This is a genomic window from Mycobacterium sp. (genome assembly GCF_049278535.1).
Classification (GTDB): Bacteria; Actinomycetota; Actinomycetes; order Mycobacteriales; family Mycobacteriaceae; genus Mycobacterium.
The window spans coordinates 1-15,544 of sequence record NZ_JBAPMI010000036.1 but is presented as its reverse complement, the minus strand read 5'-3'; the positions used below and the strand labels follow the sequence as shown (position 1 = coordinate 15,544).

At 65.7% G+C, this 15,544-nt stretch carries 14 protein-coding genes and 1 pseudogene; 5 read left to right on the top strand and 10 right to left on the bottom strand.

Annotated features, from left to right (window positions below; genetic code table 11):
- Positions 1 to 1,770: ATP-dependent DNA helicase RecG (locus tag WAO18_RS02085; RefSeq protein ID WP_422203461.1), on the bottom strand; the 1,770-nt coding region annotated here is incomplete at its 3' end.
- Between the two features lie 2 nt (positions 1,771 to 1,772).
- A complete protein-coding gene (locus tag WAO18_RS02080) occupies positions 1,773 to 3,413 on the bottom strand; it encodes a DAK2 domain-containing protein (RefSeq protein WP_422203464.1) in 1,641 nt (546 codons plus the stop codon).
- Between the two features lie 217 nt (positions 3,414 to 3,630).
- Here WAO18_RS02080 and rpmB point away from each other — a divergent pair, with 217 nt between their 5' ends.
- Positions 3,631 to 3,825: a 50S ribosomal protein L28 gene (gene rpmB / locus WAO18_RS02075; protein WP_422203459.1), complete on the top strand. Its 195-nt coding sequence runs from the start codon at positions 3,631 to 3,633 to the stop codon at positions 3,823 to 3,825.
- 42 nt (positions 3,826 to 3,867) lie between these two features.
- On the opposite strand, the gene WAO18_RS02070 is transcribed toward rpmB, so the two are convergent.
- Genes WAO18_RS02070 through WAO18_RS02060 form a run of 3 tightly spaced genes read right to left on the bottom strand, consistent with a single transcriptional unit; the run spans position 3,868 to position 5,811 of the window.
- Positions 3,868 to 4,551: a uracil-DNA glycosylase gene (locus tag WAO18_RS02070; RefSeq protein ID WP_422203458.1), complete on the bottom strand. Its 684-nt coding sequence runs from the start codon at positions 4,549 to 4,551 to the stop codon at positions 3,868 to 3,870.
- Positions 4,548 to 4,838, bottom strand: a complete 291-nt coding sequence (locus WAO18_RS02065) for a DUF1330 domain-containing protein (protein ID WP_422203456.1) — start codon at positions 4,836 to 4,838, stop codon at positions 4,548 to 4,550. Before WAO18_RS02065 ends, WAO18_RS02070 begins: the two co-directional genes overlap by 4 nt.
- A 4-nt stretch (positions 4,839 to 4,842) precedes the next feature.
- On the bottom strand, positions 4,843 to 5,811 hold the full coding sequence (locus tag WAO18_RS02060; RefSeq protein ID WP_422203454.1) for a thiamine-phosphate kinase: 969 nt from the start codon (positions 5,809 to 5,811) through the stop codon (positions 4,843 to 4,845).
- Positions 5,812 to 5,887: 76 nt separating this feature from the next.
- Here WAO18_RS02060 and WAO18_RS02055 point away from each other — a divergent pair, with 76 nt between their 5' ends.
- Positions 5,888 to 6,412, top strand: a complete 525-nt coding sequence (locus WAO18_RS02055; protein WP_422203453.1) for a DUF3515 domain-containing protein — start codon at positions 5,888 to 5,890, stop codon at positions 6,410 to 6,412.
- Here the strand turns inward: WAO18_RS02055 and WAO18_RS02050 are convergent.
- Together WAO18_RS02050 and WAO18_RS02045 are read right to left on the bottom strand one after the other, a co-directional pair.
- Positions 6,409 to 7,530, bottom strand: coding sequence for a D-alanine--D-alanine ligase family protein (locus WAO18_RS02050; protein ID WP_422203463.1), 1,122 nt, complete (start codon positions 7,528 to 7,530; stop codon positions 6,409 to 6,411). The two genes, WAO18_RS02055 and WAO18_RS02050, sit on opposite strands and share 4 nt — an antisense overlap.
- A 57-nt stretch (positions 7,531 to 7,587) precedes the next feature.
- Positions 7,588 to 8,589, bottom strand: a complete 1,002-nt coding sequence (locus tag WAO18_RS02045) for an NAD(P)H-dependent glycerol-3-phosphate dehydrogenase (RefSeq protein ID WP_422203451.1) — start codon at positions 8,587 to 8,589, stop codon at positions 7,588 to 7,590.
- A 139-nt stretch (positions 8,590 to 8,728) separates the two neighbouring features.
- On the opposite strand from WAO18_RS02045, the gene cofC reads away from it, so the two are divergent.
- The 3 genes and pseudogenes from cofC (at position 8,729) to WAO18_RS02030 (ending at position 12,660) form a co-directional block, all read left to right on the top strand.
- Positions 8,729 to 9,403 carry a 2-phospho-L-lactate guanylyltransferase gene (cofC, locus tag WAO18_RS02040; protein ID WP_422203449.1) on the top strand — a complete coding sequence of 225 codons (675 nt, stop codon included), beginning with the start codon at positions 8,729 to 8,731 and terminating at the stop codon, positions 9,401 to 9,403.
- 66 nt (positions 9,404 to 9,469) lie between these two features.
- Positions 9,470 to 11,672, top strand: a pseudogene (locus WAO18_RS02035) (RNA degradosome polyphosphate kinase).
- Between the two features lie 67 nt (positions 11,673 to 11,739).
- The gene (locus WAO18_RS02030; RefSeq protein ID WP_422203447.1) at positions 11,740 to 12,660 is read left to right on the top strand and encodes an NUDIX hydrolase; all 921 of its coding nucleotides are present in this window, start codon (positions 11,740 to 11,742) and stop codon (positions 12,658 to 12,660) included.
- Between the two features lie 72 nt (positions 12,661 to 12,732).
- Here WAO18_RS02030 and WAO18_RS02025 read toward each other — a convergent pair whose 3' ends face one another.
- The 3 genes from WAO18_RS02025 to leuC all read right to left on the bottom strand — a co-directional run.
- On the bottom strand, positions 12,733 to 13,314 hold the full coding sequence (locus WAO18_RS02025; protein WP_422203445.1) for an HU family DNA-binding protein: 582 nt from the start codon (positions 13,312 to 13,314) through the stop codon (positions 12,733 to 12,735).
- Positions 13,315 to 13,513: 199 nt separating this feature from the next.
- Positions 13,514 to 14,110, bottom strand: a complete 597-nt coding sequence (gene leuD, locus WAO18_RS02020) for a 3-isopropylmalate dehydratase small subunit (RefSeq protein WP_422203444.1) — start codon at positions 14,108 to 14,110, stop codon at positions 13,514 to 13,516.
- 16 nt (positions 14,111 to 14,126) lie between these two features.
- Positions 14,127 to 15,544: 3-isopropylmalate dehydratase large subunit (gene leuC / locus WAO18_RS02015; protein WP_422203443.1), on the bottom strand; the 1,418-nt coding region annotated here is incomplete at its 5' end.

Here is a 15,544-nt window from a genome sequence, read left to right as displayed (position 1 = left end):
CACCAGAACGTCGATCTCGCGGGCACGAAATGCGGCCATCACGGCGTCCTTCTCATCGCCGCTCAACCGCCCGTGCATGAGCCCGAGCCGTAGGCCGGCCAGCTGATCGCTGCCCAACCGGGCATAGAGCTCTTCGACTGTCGCCGAGGGCCTTTGGTCGCCCTCGCTCGGGCCGCCACTGTCGGACTCGTCTATTCGCGGGGCCACCACGTAAGCCTGCCGGCCTGCGCGGACTTCCTCGATGATGCGATGCCAGGCCCGGTCCAGCCAGGCGGGTTTTTCCTTGACGAAGATCGCAGTAGTGGTAATCGGCTGCCTGCCGCGGGGAAGCTCACGCAGCGTTGACGTTTCGAGGTCGCCGAAGACGGTCAGCGCCACGGTCCGTGGTATCGGGGTGGCGGTCATCACCAGCAGATGCGTCGTGATTCCGGCAGGTGCCTTGGCGCGCAACTGATCTCGTTGTTCGACCCCGAAGCGGTGCTGCTCGTCGACGACCACCATGCCGAGCTTGTGGAACTCGACCGCGTCCTGCAGCAGCGCATGCGTGCCGACGACGATGCCGACCTCGCCGCCGGCGATCTCGGCCCGGACCTGCTTCTTCTGGGCCTGCGACATCGATCCGGTCAGCAGCGCCAGCCGGGTGGCGTTGTCGTCCCCGCCTAACTGGCCGCCCATCGCCAGTGGCCCGAGCACATCGCCGATCGACCGGAGATGCTGTGCAGCAAGGACTTCGGTGGGAGCCAGCAACGCGCATTGATATCCGGCGTCGACCATCTGCAGCATCGCCAACACCGAGACGATGGTCTTGCCCGAACCCACTTCGCCCTGCAACAGCCGGTTCATCGGCCGATTCGCCGCGATTTCGGCAGACAGCACTTCCAGCACCTCACGCTGGCCGACGGTCAATTCGAAGGGCAAGCGCTGCAGAAGTTCCTGCTTGAGACCACCCTTTTTCGGCCGCGCCGCGGGTCCGGATTGGGCGAGTTCGCCGTGGCGTCGGCTGACCAGCGCCCACTGCAATCCGACGGCCTCGTCGAAGGTCAACCGCTCACGGGCTCGTCGCCGGTCGGCGTCGTTTTCGGCCAGGTGGATGGCGCGCAGCGCCGCGTCCTCGGACGCCAGATTATAGGCGGCACAAAGTTTTTCGGGCAGTGGATCGTGCACCGGATCGAGCACCTCGAGTACCTGCCGCACGCAGTTGAAGATGTCCCAGCTCTGCACCTTCGTGCTGGCCGGATAGATCGGGTAGAAGGTGCGCTCGAACGCCTCTTGCAGCACTTCCCCGCTCACCGCCTGCGAGGCATCGGCGATCATCTTCAGCGACCGACTGCCGCGGTTGCGTCCGTCCGCGGCGTCGAGCACCAGGAAGTCCGGATGGGTGAGTTGCATGGCGCCGCGGAAATACCCGACCTCGCCGGAAAGCATGACGCGGGTGCCCTTGGTCAGCTGGTCGGTGATCCATTTCTTGGGATGGAAGAAGGTTGCGGTGACTTTGCCTCGACCGGAGCCGAGGGTGACGCGAAACAGCTTGTCCCGGGGGCGGTTTCTGATCGGAATCAACGCTGCGTCGGTGATCTCGTCGACGAGGGTGACGTGTTCACCCTCGGGCGGTTGTTCATCGTCGGTGCCTCGGACGGAAGTGCCTTCGACGTAACTGCGCGGGTAGTGGCGGAGCAGGTCGTCGACCGTGCGGATGCCGAACACCTCGTCGAGCGGGCCCGCGGCTTTGGCGCCGACAATGTAATCCAGGCGATCGCTGAGCGCCACCATGGCTACTCGACCCCGATCAGCAGCACGTCGCCGCGGTGTCCGGTGCGATAGATCGCCAGTTCGCTGCCCGGGTGATGGTCGTGGACGTGCGCGCGCAGCGCCGACTCGACGGAATCCTCGTCGATGCCCGCACCGACGAGCGCGGTGATCAGCTCGCCACCGGCGCCCAGCAGCAGATCGATCAGGCCGGTCGCGGCCGACGCGACGTCGGGTGCCACGATCAGCACCTCGTCGCCGGCAATGCCAAGCCCGTTGCCCGGTTCACAGGTGCCCGCCCACGTCAACGCCGTCTCGGTCGCGACGCGCACCGCGCCGTGCCGGGCGCTGCCGGCAGCCCGCGCCATGGTGTAGCCGTCGTTGACAGCTTGCCGGCCGGGTTCGTGTACCGCGAGCGCGGCCAGCCCCTGCACCATCGATCCGGTGGGCAGCGGCACCACGTCGATGCCCCACCCGATGGCCGCGGTGCACCCGGCCACCAGTTCTTCGGCCAGCACGTAGCCGTTGGGCAGCACCATCACTTGCGCGGCGCCGGTATCGACGACCGCACGCAGCAGCTGCTGAGCGGTGATCACCGTCGTCGGGTCGTCGGCCAGCGGGTCGGGCCGCAGCACGCACGCGCCTTCCCCGCCGAACAACTCGGCCGCCCCGTCGCCGTCGACGACCGCGAGCACGGCCCGTTCCCGCGTCCAGCTGCCCGGGGGCAGTCCGCCGGTGCCAGTGGTCAGCATCGATATCTGGATGCGTCGTGGGTCGCCGAAAGCCAGGCCCGCTTCGATAGCCGCGCCGGCATCGTCGGTGTGGACGTGGACCGAGTAGCCGCCGACAACGCCGGAGGTCGCAATGGCCACCGACTCACCGAGCTCATCGAGCCGCTCGCGCAACAAGTCGGCTCCATCGGTGTCACACCCCCCGAGCAGGTACATCACCTCGAATTGGGGCGCCGGGGCGTGGGTGGTGATGTCGGGCACCGGCCGGCGCGGCGCCGGCTCGTAGACCTTCCGGCTCGGTGCCTGCCCGGTGACTGTCGAGCGCAGCGCGTCGAGCAGAACCACCAGACCGCGCCCGCCGGCGTCAACTACCCCCGCCTCACCCAGCACGTCGAGCTGCTCCGGAGTCTTCTCCAGCGCGACCACCGCGGCATCACCGGCCGCGGTGACCGCGTGCGGCAGGTCCCCACCGGCGCTCGCGGCGCTCTCGACCGCCTCACCTGCGGCTTTCAGCACCGAGACGATCGTTCCCGGGATCTCCTGGCCACCCATCGAGGCGACCACCAGCTCGACCCCGCGGTGCAATGCCGCTCCCAGCAGCGCCGCATCGAGCTGGCGTAGTTCGCCACCGGAGTCGGCGGCGGCACGGGCGGTGACGTCGGCAATTCCCCGCAGGATCTGGGACAGAATCACTCCGGAGTTGCCTCGTGCGCCGTTCAGCGCTCCCGCGGAGAGAGCGGCCGCAGTCTTGACCAGATCGTCGGATTTCCCGTGGGTGTTGGCCTCGGCCAGGGCCGAGCGCATGGTGAACAGCATGTTCACCCCCGTGTCGGAATCGGCAACGGGGAACACGTTGAGCCGGTTGATCTCGTCGATGTGGGTGATCAGGTCGCCGACGGAGGTGTGCGCCCAGTCACGCAAAGCGGGCGCATCCAGCGCGCGCTCCGACCCAACCAGCCCCGACCCCACCCGGCTCACCTCCTGACGCCGCCATTGGTGGGCGCCAGCCTATCCATTGAGAACGACAGCACTGGTCACATGACACCCGCCGATTGTTGATCGTTTTGGCAGTTCTGCCCGGCGGCAGCTATTCTTGGCAGGTCGCCGGGCCACCCGTAAGGTCGTTGGCCCCAGAGTCTGAGGAGTTTCACGTATGGCTGCCGTCTGCGATATCTGCGGGAAGGGCCCCGGCTTCGGCAAGTCGGTGTCGCACTCCCATCGCCGGACCAGTCGTCGATGGGATCCGAACATCCAGAGCGTGCGCGTTTCCACCCGTCCCGGCGGCAATAAGCACCGCATCAATGTCTGCACCTCGTGCATCAAGGCCGGCAAGATCGTCCGCGGCTAGTTAGCCACCACACCGCCAGGGCGGCCCATCGGTCTACAGTCCCTAAGGCAGTTGCCAGTCGATCGGCTCGGCACCCATCTGCGCGAGCAGTTCGTTTGCGCGACTGAACGGACGCGAGCCGAAGAATCCCCTCGACGCCGATAACGGCGAAGGATGTGGTGATTCGATCGACAGACAGTCACTGCCGGTCAGCATCGGCTTGAGCGTGGACGCATCGCGGCCCCACAGAATGGCCACCATCGGTTGTCCGCGATCCGCCAGGGCGCGAATCGCGCACTCGGTGACCGCCTCCCAGCCCTTGCCGCGGTGAGATGCCGAATTGCCCGGCTGGACGGTGAGCACTCGGTTGAGCAGCAGCACCCCGCGTTGCGCCCAGGGGGTCAGATCGCCGCAGGACGGCGCGGGAAAGCCCAAGTCGTTCCCGTATTCGGCGAAAATGTTCTCCAGACTCCGCGGCAGCGGCCGCACATCGGCTGCCACCGAGAAGCTCAGGCCGACAGCGTGTCCGGGCGTCGGATACGGGTCCTGACCCACAATCAGCACCCGCACCTTGTCGAACGGAAAGGTGAAGGCGCGCAATACATTTTCACCGGCCGGTAGATATCCGCGGCCGGCGGCGATCTCCGCTCGCAGGAACTGGCCCATCGTGGCAACCTGCTCTTCGACCGGCTGTAATGCCGCCGCCCAGCCGTCGTCGAGGAGTTCCCGCAGCGGCCGCGCCGTCACGCCAGCCCCTTCACCAGGACTACGACGGTGTCTGCACCTGCTTTGCGGTCTTGCGAAATCTCTTGGTATTCAGCAGATTCCGACCATGACCGGAATTCCGCTTCGTCGGGAAAGGACATCAGGACCACCTTGTGCCGATCCCAGCTGCCCTCGACGATCTGTGGTTGCTCGTCAGCCGCCAGCAACATTCCGCGGAAACGGCGGAACACGTCGAGGAATCGCGCCTGGTATCGGTCGTAGGCGGCGCGGTCGGTGAACCGCAACTGGGCGATCGCGTAGACGGTCACCGGGTCACCCTAGCGACTCGAACGACTGCCACCCCGCATAACCGCGCCATGGCGCACCGTCGACGAGCACCGCCGCCGGCCCGTCGAGCACACGTCCGATCACGCGCCATTCCGCGGGAACCGGGCCGGCGAATGCCGCGACCAGAGCATGGTCCTCTCCGCCGCCGAACACCCAGTCCCACGGGTCGACACCGACGGCGTCGGCGGCGCCCGTCAATCTCTCTTGGTCGGCGCTCAGCGCCTCGGTGCTCAGGTCGACGGCGACGCCGGATGCCTCGGCAACATGACGGAGATCACCGACCAAGCCGTCGGAGATGTCGATCATCGCCTGGGCGCCGGCCTCAGACGCCACTCGACCCTGTCCGTACGGCGGCTGCGGTACGAGGTGACGCTGTCGCAGCTCGTCGAATCGCTCAATGCCATTGCGCCACAACTCATATCCGGCGGCAGAAAGCCCCAGTTGACCGGCGACGGCGAGCTGTGAGCCGGCCCGCGCACCGGATCGCAGCACCGGCCCGCGGCCGGCCAGATCACCGAGTACGGTCACCGACACCACCCACTGCGGGCTACCCACCAGGTCTCCCCCGACGATGCTCGCGCCGACCCGCGCGGCTTCCTCCCACATCCCGTCCGCCAGCGCATTAACTTGTGCGGCAGGAGTTTCGGGCGGCGCACCGAAGCCGACGACGAACGCAGTCACCCGTGCACCCATCGCCTCGATGTCGGCGGCGTTCTGCGCCAGGGCTTTACGGCCGACGTGATGCGGTGTCGACCAGTCCAGCCGGAAGTGCCTGCCCTCCACGAGCATGTCCGTCGACACCACTACGCGCCCATCGGCGGCCAACACCACGGCGCCGTCGTCGCCGGGCCCCAGGGCGACATCGGCTGACTCGGGCCGGCCCCGTGTCAGCCGGTCGATCACCTCGAACTCGCCGATCTCGCCGAGGGTGCCATCGAACTCTCCGCCGCTCACGCCACCTCCTCGATGATCGCCGGTCTGCGAACAACGGTAGGTTCTACTGCGCTGACTTCGAGCAGAGGGTGAGGTAATGGCGCACTCCGACGGCCCGCCGCGCGCGGCGCTGATCGCCGCCCTGGTCCTGGCGATCGGTTCCGTGGTCGTCTTCCTGGCTATCGCGGCGACCCGCCACCGAACGGCGCCGGTGGTCCTGGCCGCCGTGCCGGCGCCGCATGCGCACGATGCCGCCTGCCAAAAGCTGGCCGACGCATTGCCGCCGCGACTCGGCGACTACACCCGGGCCGCTCTGGCGCAGCCGGCTCCGATCGGCGCCGCCGCCTGGCAGCCTGCGGGCGCGGGAGATCCAGTGGTGCTGCGGTGTGGCATCGACCGTCCCGCCGACTTCGTCGTCGGCTCGCCGACCGAGATGGTCGACCGGGTGCAGTGGTTCCAAGTCGGCCAGGATCAGCGATCCACCTGGTACACCGTCGATCGAGGTGTCTACGTGGCGCTCACGCTGCCGCAGGGTTCCGGACCGGCGCCGATTCAGCAGCTCTCCGAGCTGATCGACCGGATCGTGCCGGCGCGAGCCAGCAGCCCGTCGCCCGGCAACTAGCGCAGACCCATCCCCCGCGACAGCGCGGTGTCGACCATGGTGGCCAGCAAGGTTTGATAGTCGACGCCGCTGGCGGCCCACATCCGGGGATACATCGAGATCGTGGTGAATCCGGGCATGGTGTTGACCTCGTTGATCAACGGGCCATCCTCGGTCAGGAAGAAGTCCACCCTCGCCAGGCCCCGGCCGTCGATGGCCTTGAACGCCCGAATCGCCAACTCGCGCACCGCATCGCCGACGTCGTCGTCGATCTTGGCGGGCACGTCGAGTTCGGCAGCATCGTCGAGGTATTTGGTCGCGAAGTCGTAGAAAGAATCCTCCCGATCGCGGACTCCGGCTACCCGAATCTCGCCGACGGTGCTGGCTTGGACGGTGCCATCTGGGAATTCGAGCACGCCACATTCCAATTCGCGGCCGACGATCGCGGACTCGACGATCACCTTCGGGTCGTGCTGACGCGCGTGGGCGATCGCCGCGGGCAGGTCTTGCGGGTTGGCCACCCGGCTGACGCCGATCGACGAGCCGCCACGCGCTGGTTTGACGAAGGCCGGAAACCCAAGTCGGTCAAGCTGTTTGGCATCAAGTGCGGGATCCGAGGGCCGCAGCACCGCGTACTCGCCGATCGGAAGTCCCTCAGCCAACAGCAGCTTCTTGGTGAATTCCTTGTCCATTCCCGCCGCGCTGGCCAGCACCCCGGCGCCGACATACGGGACACCGGCGAGCTCGAGCAATCCCTGGATGGTGCCGTCTTCCCCGTATGGTCCGTGCAGGACCGGGAAGACCACGTCGACCGATGCCAGCACCTCGGCCCCGCCGGGTGACAGCGAAACCAGTTGACCGCCGCGACCGGGATCCGCGGTCAGCGCCAGCTCGGTGCCTGATTCGGAACTCACCCCGGGCAGCTGCCGGTTGGCGATCGCCAGCGCGTCGGGGTCCCCGTCGGTGAGCACCCACGAGCCTTGCGGGGTGATGCCCACGGCAACGACCTCGAACCGCTCCGGATCCAGGTTGCGCAAAATACTGCCTGCCGAGACACACGAAATGGCGTGCTCGTTGCTGCGTCCACCGAAGACGACAGCGACCCGGACGCGGCCTTGATCGGGCGTCCTGGACGGCAAACGGGCGTTCACAACCTAGAGAGGCTACCGTCTGGCGCCGCGATGCTGGTTACGAGCTCATTCCGGCTTGGTGCTGCGTCCGAGCAGCAGTGCCACCGCTTCAGTCACGGATAGCCCCTTGTGACAGACGCGGTGAACCGCGTCGGTCAGTGGCATCTCGACGTCATAACTCGTGGCCAGGGCCAACACCGACTCGCAGGACGTCACCCCCTCGACGACGTGCCCACCCGGCGCCCGCAGCGCAGACTCCAACGTCTCGCCGTGGCCCAAACTTTCGCCGAAGCTGCGGTTGCGTGACCGGGGTGAGGTGCAGGTGGCCACCAGATCGCCGACCCCGGCCAGGCCCGCCAGCGTTGTGCCTTTGGCGCCCACGGCGATTCCGAGCCGCATGATCTCGGCCAGACCGCGAGTTATGATCGCCGCCGCGGTGTTTTCTCCCAGGCCGACTCCGGCCGCCATCCCGCAGGCCAGCGCGATGACGTTCTTGCACGCACCGCCGATCTCGGTGCCGATGACATCGGCATTGGTGTAGGGCCGAAAGAAACCGGTGTTCAGCATGCGCTGCAAGGCGACCGCGCGACCGGAATCGCTGCAGGCGATAACGGTGGCAGCGGGTTGCCCGGCGGTGATCTCGCTGGCCAGGTTCGGCCCGGAAATGACCGCGACCTGCGACGGGTCGACACCCGTCACGTCGATGATGACCTGGCTCATCCGCATCAATGTGCCCAGCTCGATACCCTTGGCTGCGCTGACCAGGGTGACACCCGCGCCGTACAGGCCCGCCCAATGCTCCAGGTTGGTCCGCATCGTCTGCGCCGGCACAGCCAGTAGCGCTGTGGTCACACCGTTCAATGCCTCCGCCGGATCAGCAGTAGCGCGGATCCCGTCCGGCAGCGGCACGCCGGGCAGGTACTCGGAGTTGTGCCGACTGGAGTTGATTTCCTCGGCGACATCGGAACGCCGCGCCCACAGCGTGACCTCGCCGCCCGCGTCGGCCAGCAGCTTGGCGAGCGTGGTCCCCCACGCGCCGGCACCCATTACCGCTGTCCTGGTGGCCATGGTCTGCTTTGGTCCCGTCTCGTCAGTGTGCTCTAACTCCCGGCGCTTCACCGTAGCCCGCCCGACGATGCAGGCCGGGACGGCCTGAGGAGGAGGTGGGCAATCTGGCGTCGCCCGCCCGGTGATCGGCACTGGCAGGATGGGTTCGGTGAGCCGCAACCACGCCGACGCCGAGGGCGACGTCGGCTTGATCGTCGCCGTCAAGCGGCTGGCGGCGGCCAAGACCAGGCTGGCGCCGATGTTCTCCGCCCCGACGCGGGAGAACATCGTGTTGGCCATGCTGGTCGACACCATCACCGCCGCGGCGAGGGTGGCATCGGTTGGGCGCATCACGGTCGTCACGCCCGACGACGTCGCGGCGGCAGCGGCGGCCGAACTCGGCGCCGAGGTGCTCGCCGATCCGACCCCGGAAGGTCATGCGAACCCGCTGAACAACGCGCTTGCGGCCGCCGAACGGGCAATTTCCGAGTCGATCTCGAATATCGTTGTGTTGCAAGGTGATCTGCCGGCATTGCAGACACAGGAACTCGCCGAAGCCATCGCCGCGGCCCGTCGGTACGACCGTAGTTTCGTCGCGGATCGCCCGGGCACCGGCACCGCGGCGCTGTGCGCGTTCGGGGTTGTTCTCGACCCACGATTCGGGCCGGATTCCTCTGCGCAGCACCGGCATTCGGGCGCAATCGAGCTCACCGGAGCCTGGCCGGGATTGCGTTGCGACATCGACACACCCGAGGATCTGGCCGTCGCGCGCCGTCTCGGCATGGGACCGGCGACCACTCGGGCCGTCGCAGGCACCTCAGCCCGGCGCGGGTAACGAGGGGTAAACAGCTCCACAACGGCAAATGTCAGCTAGCAGGTCGGTGGCAGCACCCCCCCACCGATGGGGAATGATCGCAAGAGTGACTGATATCGAAGCCCAGGACACCGCGGTCGCCTCCGAGACCCCCTCGTGGCGAACTGCCGACTCCGCGCCGGGTGCGCCGCCCGCCCCGACGGCCGCCGCAGTCGATAACCCGCTTCCCGACGACCGCTACCTCAACCGTGAATTGAGCTGGCTGGACTTCAACGCCCGCGTGCTGGCACTCGCCGAGGACGCCTCGCTGCCGTTGCTTGAGCGCGCGAAATTCCTGGCGATCTTCGCCTCCAACCTCGACGAGTTCTACATGGTTCGCGTCGCCGGGTTGAAGCGGCGCGACGAGATGGGCCTCTCGGTGCGCTCCGCGGACGGACTGACACCGCGCGAGCAACTGCGCCGGATCGGCGAGCAGACCCAGCACATCGCCAGCCGGCACGCGGAGGTCTTTCTCAACTCGGTGGAGCCCGGGCTGGCCGCAAAAGGCATCCATATCGTCACGTGGGCCGATCTGGGCCAGGCCGAACGTGATCGGCTCTCGACGTACTTCACTGAGCAGGTCTTCCCCGTCCTGACGCCGCTGGCCGTCGATCCCGCTCACCCGTTCCCCTTCGTCAGTGGCCTGAGCCTGAACCTCGCGGTCACCGTCAAGCAACCCGACGACGGCACCCAGCACTTCGCGCGAGTGAAGGTGCCAGACAACGTCGGTCGCTTCGTCGAGCTCGATCACCGGGAAGGCGCCAACGACGCGGCCGGCCAGCCGGAGGTTCGCTTCCTGCCGATGGAGGAGCTGATCGCGGCGTTCCTGCCGGCGCTGTTCCCCGGCCTGGAAATCGTCGAGCACCATGCGTTCCGGATTACTCGTAACGCCGATTTCGAGGTCGACGAAGATCGCGACGAGGATCTGCTGCAGGCGCTCGAGCGCGAATTGGCCCGCCGGCGATTCGGATCGCCGGTGCGCCTCGAGGTCGCCGACGACATGACCGAGCACATGCTGGAACTGCTGCTGCGCGAACTCGACGTGCATCCCGGCGACGTCATTCAGGTGCCAGGGCTGCTTGATCTTTCGTCGCTGTGGCAGATCTACGCGGTCGACCGGCCGGCCCTGAAGGATCCCGCGTTCGTTCCCGCCACGAGTCCCGCATTCGCCGACCGGGAAACACCGAAAAGCATTTTCGCGACCCTGCGCGAGGGTGACGTGCTGGTGCACCATCCGTATGACTCGTTCTCGACGAGCACGCAACGATTCATCGAGCTGGCCGCCGCCGACCCCAACGTGCTGGCGATCAAACAGACGCTGTATCGCACATCCGGTGACTCACCGATCGTGCGGGCCCTCATCGAAGCAGCCGCGGCCGGAAAGCAAGTCGTGGCCCTGGTCGAAATCAAGGCACGCTTCGACGAACAGGCCAACATCAGATGGGCACGAGCACTCGAGCAGGCGGGTGTTCATGTGGCCTATGGCCTCGTCGGCTTGAAGACGCACTGCAAAACCTGCCTGGTGGTTCGCCGCGAAGGCTCCACGATCCGGCGCTACTGCCATATCGGGACCGGTAACTACAACAGCAAAACCGCACGGCTCTATGAAGACATCGGCCTGCTGACCGCCAGCCCCGAAATCGGCGCCGACCTGACCGATCTGTTCAACTCACTGACCGGTTACTCGCGCAAACTGACCTACCGCAACCTTCTGGTCGCCCCGCACGGCATCCGCGCCGGCATTGTCGAACGCGTCGACCGGGAAATCGCTGCGCATCAAAAAAGCGGGAACGGGCACATCCGCTTGAAGATGAATGCCCTTGTCGACGAGCAGGTCATCGACGCGCTTTACCGCGCATCGCAGGCCGGAGTACGCGTCGAAGTCGTGGTGCGCGGTATTTGTGCGCTGCGCCCCGGCGTACCGGGGTTCTCTGAAAACATCAGCGTGCGCTCGATTCTCGGCCGCTTCCTGGAGCACTCCCGGATCTTCAACTTCTGCTCCATCGACGAATTCTGGATCGGCAGCGCCGACATGATGCACCGCAACCTCGATCGGCGGGTGGAAGTTCTGGCTCAGGTCAAAGATCCCCGCCTGACCGCGCAGCTGAACGACATCTTCGAATCGGCGCTGGATCCCGCGACGCGCTGCTGGGAGTTGGGATCGGAAGGGCAGTGGACGGCATTGCCGCGAGCCGGCCACACGGTCCGTGACCACCAGGCCTCGCAGATGGAAAGACACCGCAGCCCCTAACTGAGAGGAGCCTCAAACTTCTCGCCACAGGGCCCACACGGGCTCGAATTAACCTGCAGGAGTTCAGGTGTCGACACAATCCTCGTCGAGCAAGATCGTTCTTGCGGCGGGAGGTGTGGTGTGGCGACCGGGGCATCGCGAATCCGCTGCGGAAATTGCGGTGATTCATCGCCCGCGATATGACGATTGGTCACTGCCCAAGGGAAAAGTCGACCCTGGCGAGACCGAGCCGGTGACCGCGGTGCGTGAGGTATTCGAAGAGACCGGACACCACGTACAGCTCGGCCGCCGGATCGCGACAGTGAGCTATCCGATCGAGCAACGCACGAAAAAGGTGCAGTACTGGTCGGCACGTAGCGTCGGCGGTAGTTTTGCCCCGAACAATGAAGTCGACGATCTCATCTGGCTGCCCGCCGCGGCAGCGATCAAAAAGGTGACTTATGCCTACGACCGAAAAATATTGCGTCGGTGGGCCAAAGAACCGGCCGACACCCGATCGATTCTGATAGTCCGGCACGGCACCGCGGGTAGTAAGTCCCGATTCTCCGGCGACGACAAAATACGACCCTTGGACAAGAAGGGTCGTGCGCAGGCCGAGGCACTCGTCGCGCAACTGTCGAGCTTCGGTCCTACCGATGTCTATGCGGCGGATCGCGTGCGGTGCCATCAAACCGTCGAGCCGCTTGCCGAGGAACTCGGCGTCACGATCAGCAACGAGCCGACCCTGACCGAAGAGGCTTACGCCGACAACCCGAAGCGCGGTCGAAGGCGAATGCTGCAGATTGCCGAATCACACCGGACGCCGGTGATATGCACTCAGGGCAAGGTGATTCCGGACCTTATCGCGTGGTGGTGCGAGCGCGACGGGGTGCGCCCGGATAAGTCGCGCAACCGCAAGGGCAGCACGTGGGTGCTGTCGCTGGCCGAAGGCCGACTGGTCGCTGCCGATCACATCGGCAGCGCGCTGGCCTCCAACTTAGTGTCCTGACACGCAGATTCGCCGCGGGGCGACTCGAAAGTGCCGACTCCGCGGCGAATCTGTGTTTGATGCGGTTTGGGTCTAGCGACGGCCGCGGCGGGCCGTTGCTTTCTTGGCCGGAGACTTCTTGGCCGGCGCCCGCTTGGTTGCGGCCTTGCGGGCGGGAGCCTTCTTCACGACCTTCTTGGCTGCCGCCTTCTTGGCCGGTGCCCGTTTGGTCGCGGCCTTCTTGGCCGGAGCCTTCTTCACCGCCGCCTTCTTGGCCGGAGCCTTCTTGGCAGCCTTCTTGGCGACCTTCTTGGCGGCGGTCTTCTTCGCCACCTTCTTGGCTCCACCGCTTGCGACAACACCACGCTTCACTGCAGGTCCTTCCGCCGGGAGACGTTGCGAGCCAGAAACAACCGCTTTGAACTGTGCACCGGGCCGAAAGGCCGGTACGGAGGTTGGCTTCACCTTTACCGTCTCGCCGGTGCGGGGGTTACGGGCTACACGGGCCGCGCGGCGCCGCTGCTCGAAAAAACCGAACCCAGTAATGGTGACGCTGTCGCCCTTGTGCACTGCGCGCACAATCGTGTCGACAACATTCTCGACGGCCGCGGTTGCGTGCCGACGGTCTGAGCCCAATTTGTCTGTGAGTACATCGATGAGCTCTGCTTTGTTCATGCAAATCCTCCGAAGCTAGTGGTCCTCTTTGGACCGACTAGAGGACACGGTAAACCCTCAGGTGCCTGATTTCCAAGAGCCACGCGCAATTTCAATGGTTCCTGGCGAATTTTTTAGGAATCCGCTTGCCGCGCTTGGGAGGTGGCGCCGCCGTCAAATACGGCCGTGTGGCGCCTCGAATTCGGACTCAATCGAGCCGTTAGGCGGTGGGCAAAGTCTTCGGCTTCCAGTCCGGCCGCGTCGCCTCAAAGACTTCGATTTGATCCTGTTTCCGCAGCGTAAGGGCTATGTCGTCAAGACCCTCGAGCAGACGCCAGGCGGTGTAATCGTCAATCTTGAACGGCACCACCACCGTTCCCGCCGACACATTCCGATCTTGAAGATTGACAGTGATTTCCAACCCCGGGCTGCTCTCGATGAGCTTCCAAAGAAGTTCGACATCATCCTGAGCAACTTCGGCCGCTAACAGACCCGCCTTCCCCGCATTGCCGCGAAAAATGTCGCCGAACCGTGACGAGATCACTACCCGGAAGCCGTAGTCCATAAGCGCCCACACCGCGTGCTCGCGTGAGGATCCGGTGCCGAAATCGGATCCGGCGACCAGTACTGAACCTCTGTCAAATGGGCTGAGATTGAGCACAAACGACGGATCGTTTCGCCAGGCGGCGAACAATCCGTCGTCGAAACCCGTTCGGGTCACTCGCTTCAAATAGACCGCAGGAATGATCTGATCGGTGTCCACATTGGACCGCCGCAGCGGTACTCCGATGCCGGTGTGGGTATGAAAAGCGTCCATTGGATTTCTCCCTCAGTCAGTTCAAGTCGGCCGGGGCGGAGAGCTTCCCGCGCACCGCGGTGGCGGCGGCAACCGCCGGTGACACCAAATGCGTACGGCTGCCCTTGCCCTGGCGGCCTTCGAAATTGCGGTTTGATGTTGCGGCGCAGCGCTCTCCCGGTGCGAGCTGGTCGGGGTTCATCCCCAAACACATCGAGCAGCCGGCCTGACGCCACTCGGCGCCTGCGGTGGTGAAGATGTCGCCCAGCCCTTCGCTTTCGGCCTCCGCGCGCACCCGCATCGACCCCGGCACGATCAGCATCCGCACGCCGTCGGCCACTTTTCGGCCCCGCAATATGTCAGCGACTGCGCGCAAATCCTCGATGCGACCGTTGGTGCACGATCCGACGAACACGGTGTCGACCGCGATCTCGCGCATCGGGAGTCCGGGCCGAAGGTCCATGTACGCCAGCGCTTTCTCAGCCGACTGCCGCTCGTTGTCATCGGTCATCAGCTCGGGATCCGGGACCGAGGCACCCAACGGCACGCCTTGGCCGGGATTGGTGCCCCAGGTCACGAACGGGGTCAACGATGCGGCGTCTAGATAGACCGCGGTGTCGAACTCGGCGCCGTCGTCGGTTCGCAGCTGATCCCAATATGCGTGCGCCGCCTCCCACTGGGCACCGGTCGGCGCATGCGGTCGGCCCCGCAGGTATTCGTACGTCGTGGCATCCGGTGCTACCATTCCCGCCCTGGCCCCGGCTTCGATGCTCATGTTGCAGACCGTCATCCGGGCCTCCATCGACAGCGATTCGATGGCACTGCCCCGGTATTCGATGACGTGGCCCTGACCGCCGCCGGTGCCGATCTTCGCGATCACCGCAAGAATGATGTCCTTGGCGGTCACGCCGGCCGGAAGTTTCCCGTCCACGTTGACGGCCATCGTCTTGAACGGCCGCAGCGGAAGTGTCTGGGTGGCGAGCACGTGCTCTACCTCCGAAGTGCCGATTCCCATTGCCAATGCGCCGAATGCGCCGTGGGTGGACGTGTGACTGTCACCGCATACGATTGTCATTCCCGGCTGGGTCAGACCCAATTGCGGACCGACGACATGCACGATGCCCTGCTCGATGTCGCCCATCGGGTAGAGCCGGATACCGAATTCGTCGCAATTGCGGCGCAGCGTCTCGACCTGGATGCGCGAGACCGGATCGGCGATCGGCTTGTCGATGTCGATCGTCGGCACGTTGTGGTCTTCAGTGGCCAGCGTCAGATCGGGCCGGCGCACCGGACGCCCGGCGAGCCGCAGACCGTCGAAGGCCTGCGGACTGGTGACCTCGTGGACGAGGTGCAGATCGATGTAGATCAGGTCCGGCTCCTCGCCGGATCCACCGACGACGACGTGGTCGGCCCAGACCTTCTCGGCCATGGTGCGTGGTGTGTCAGTCATAACGT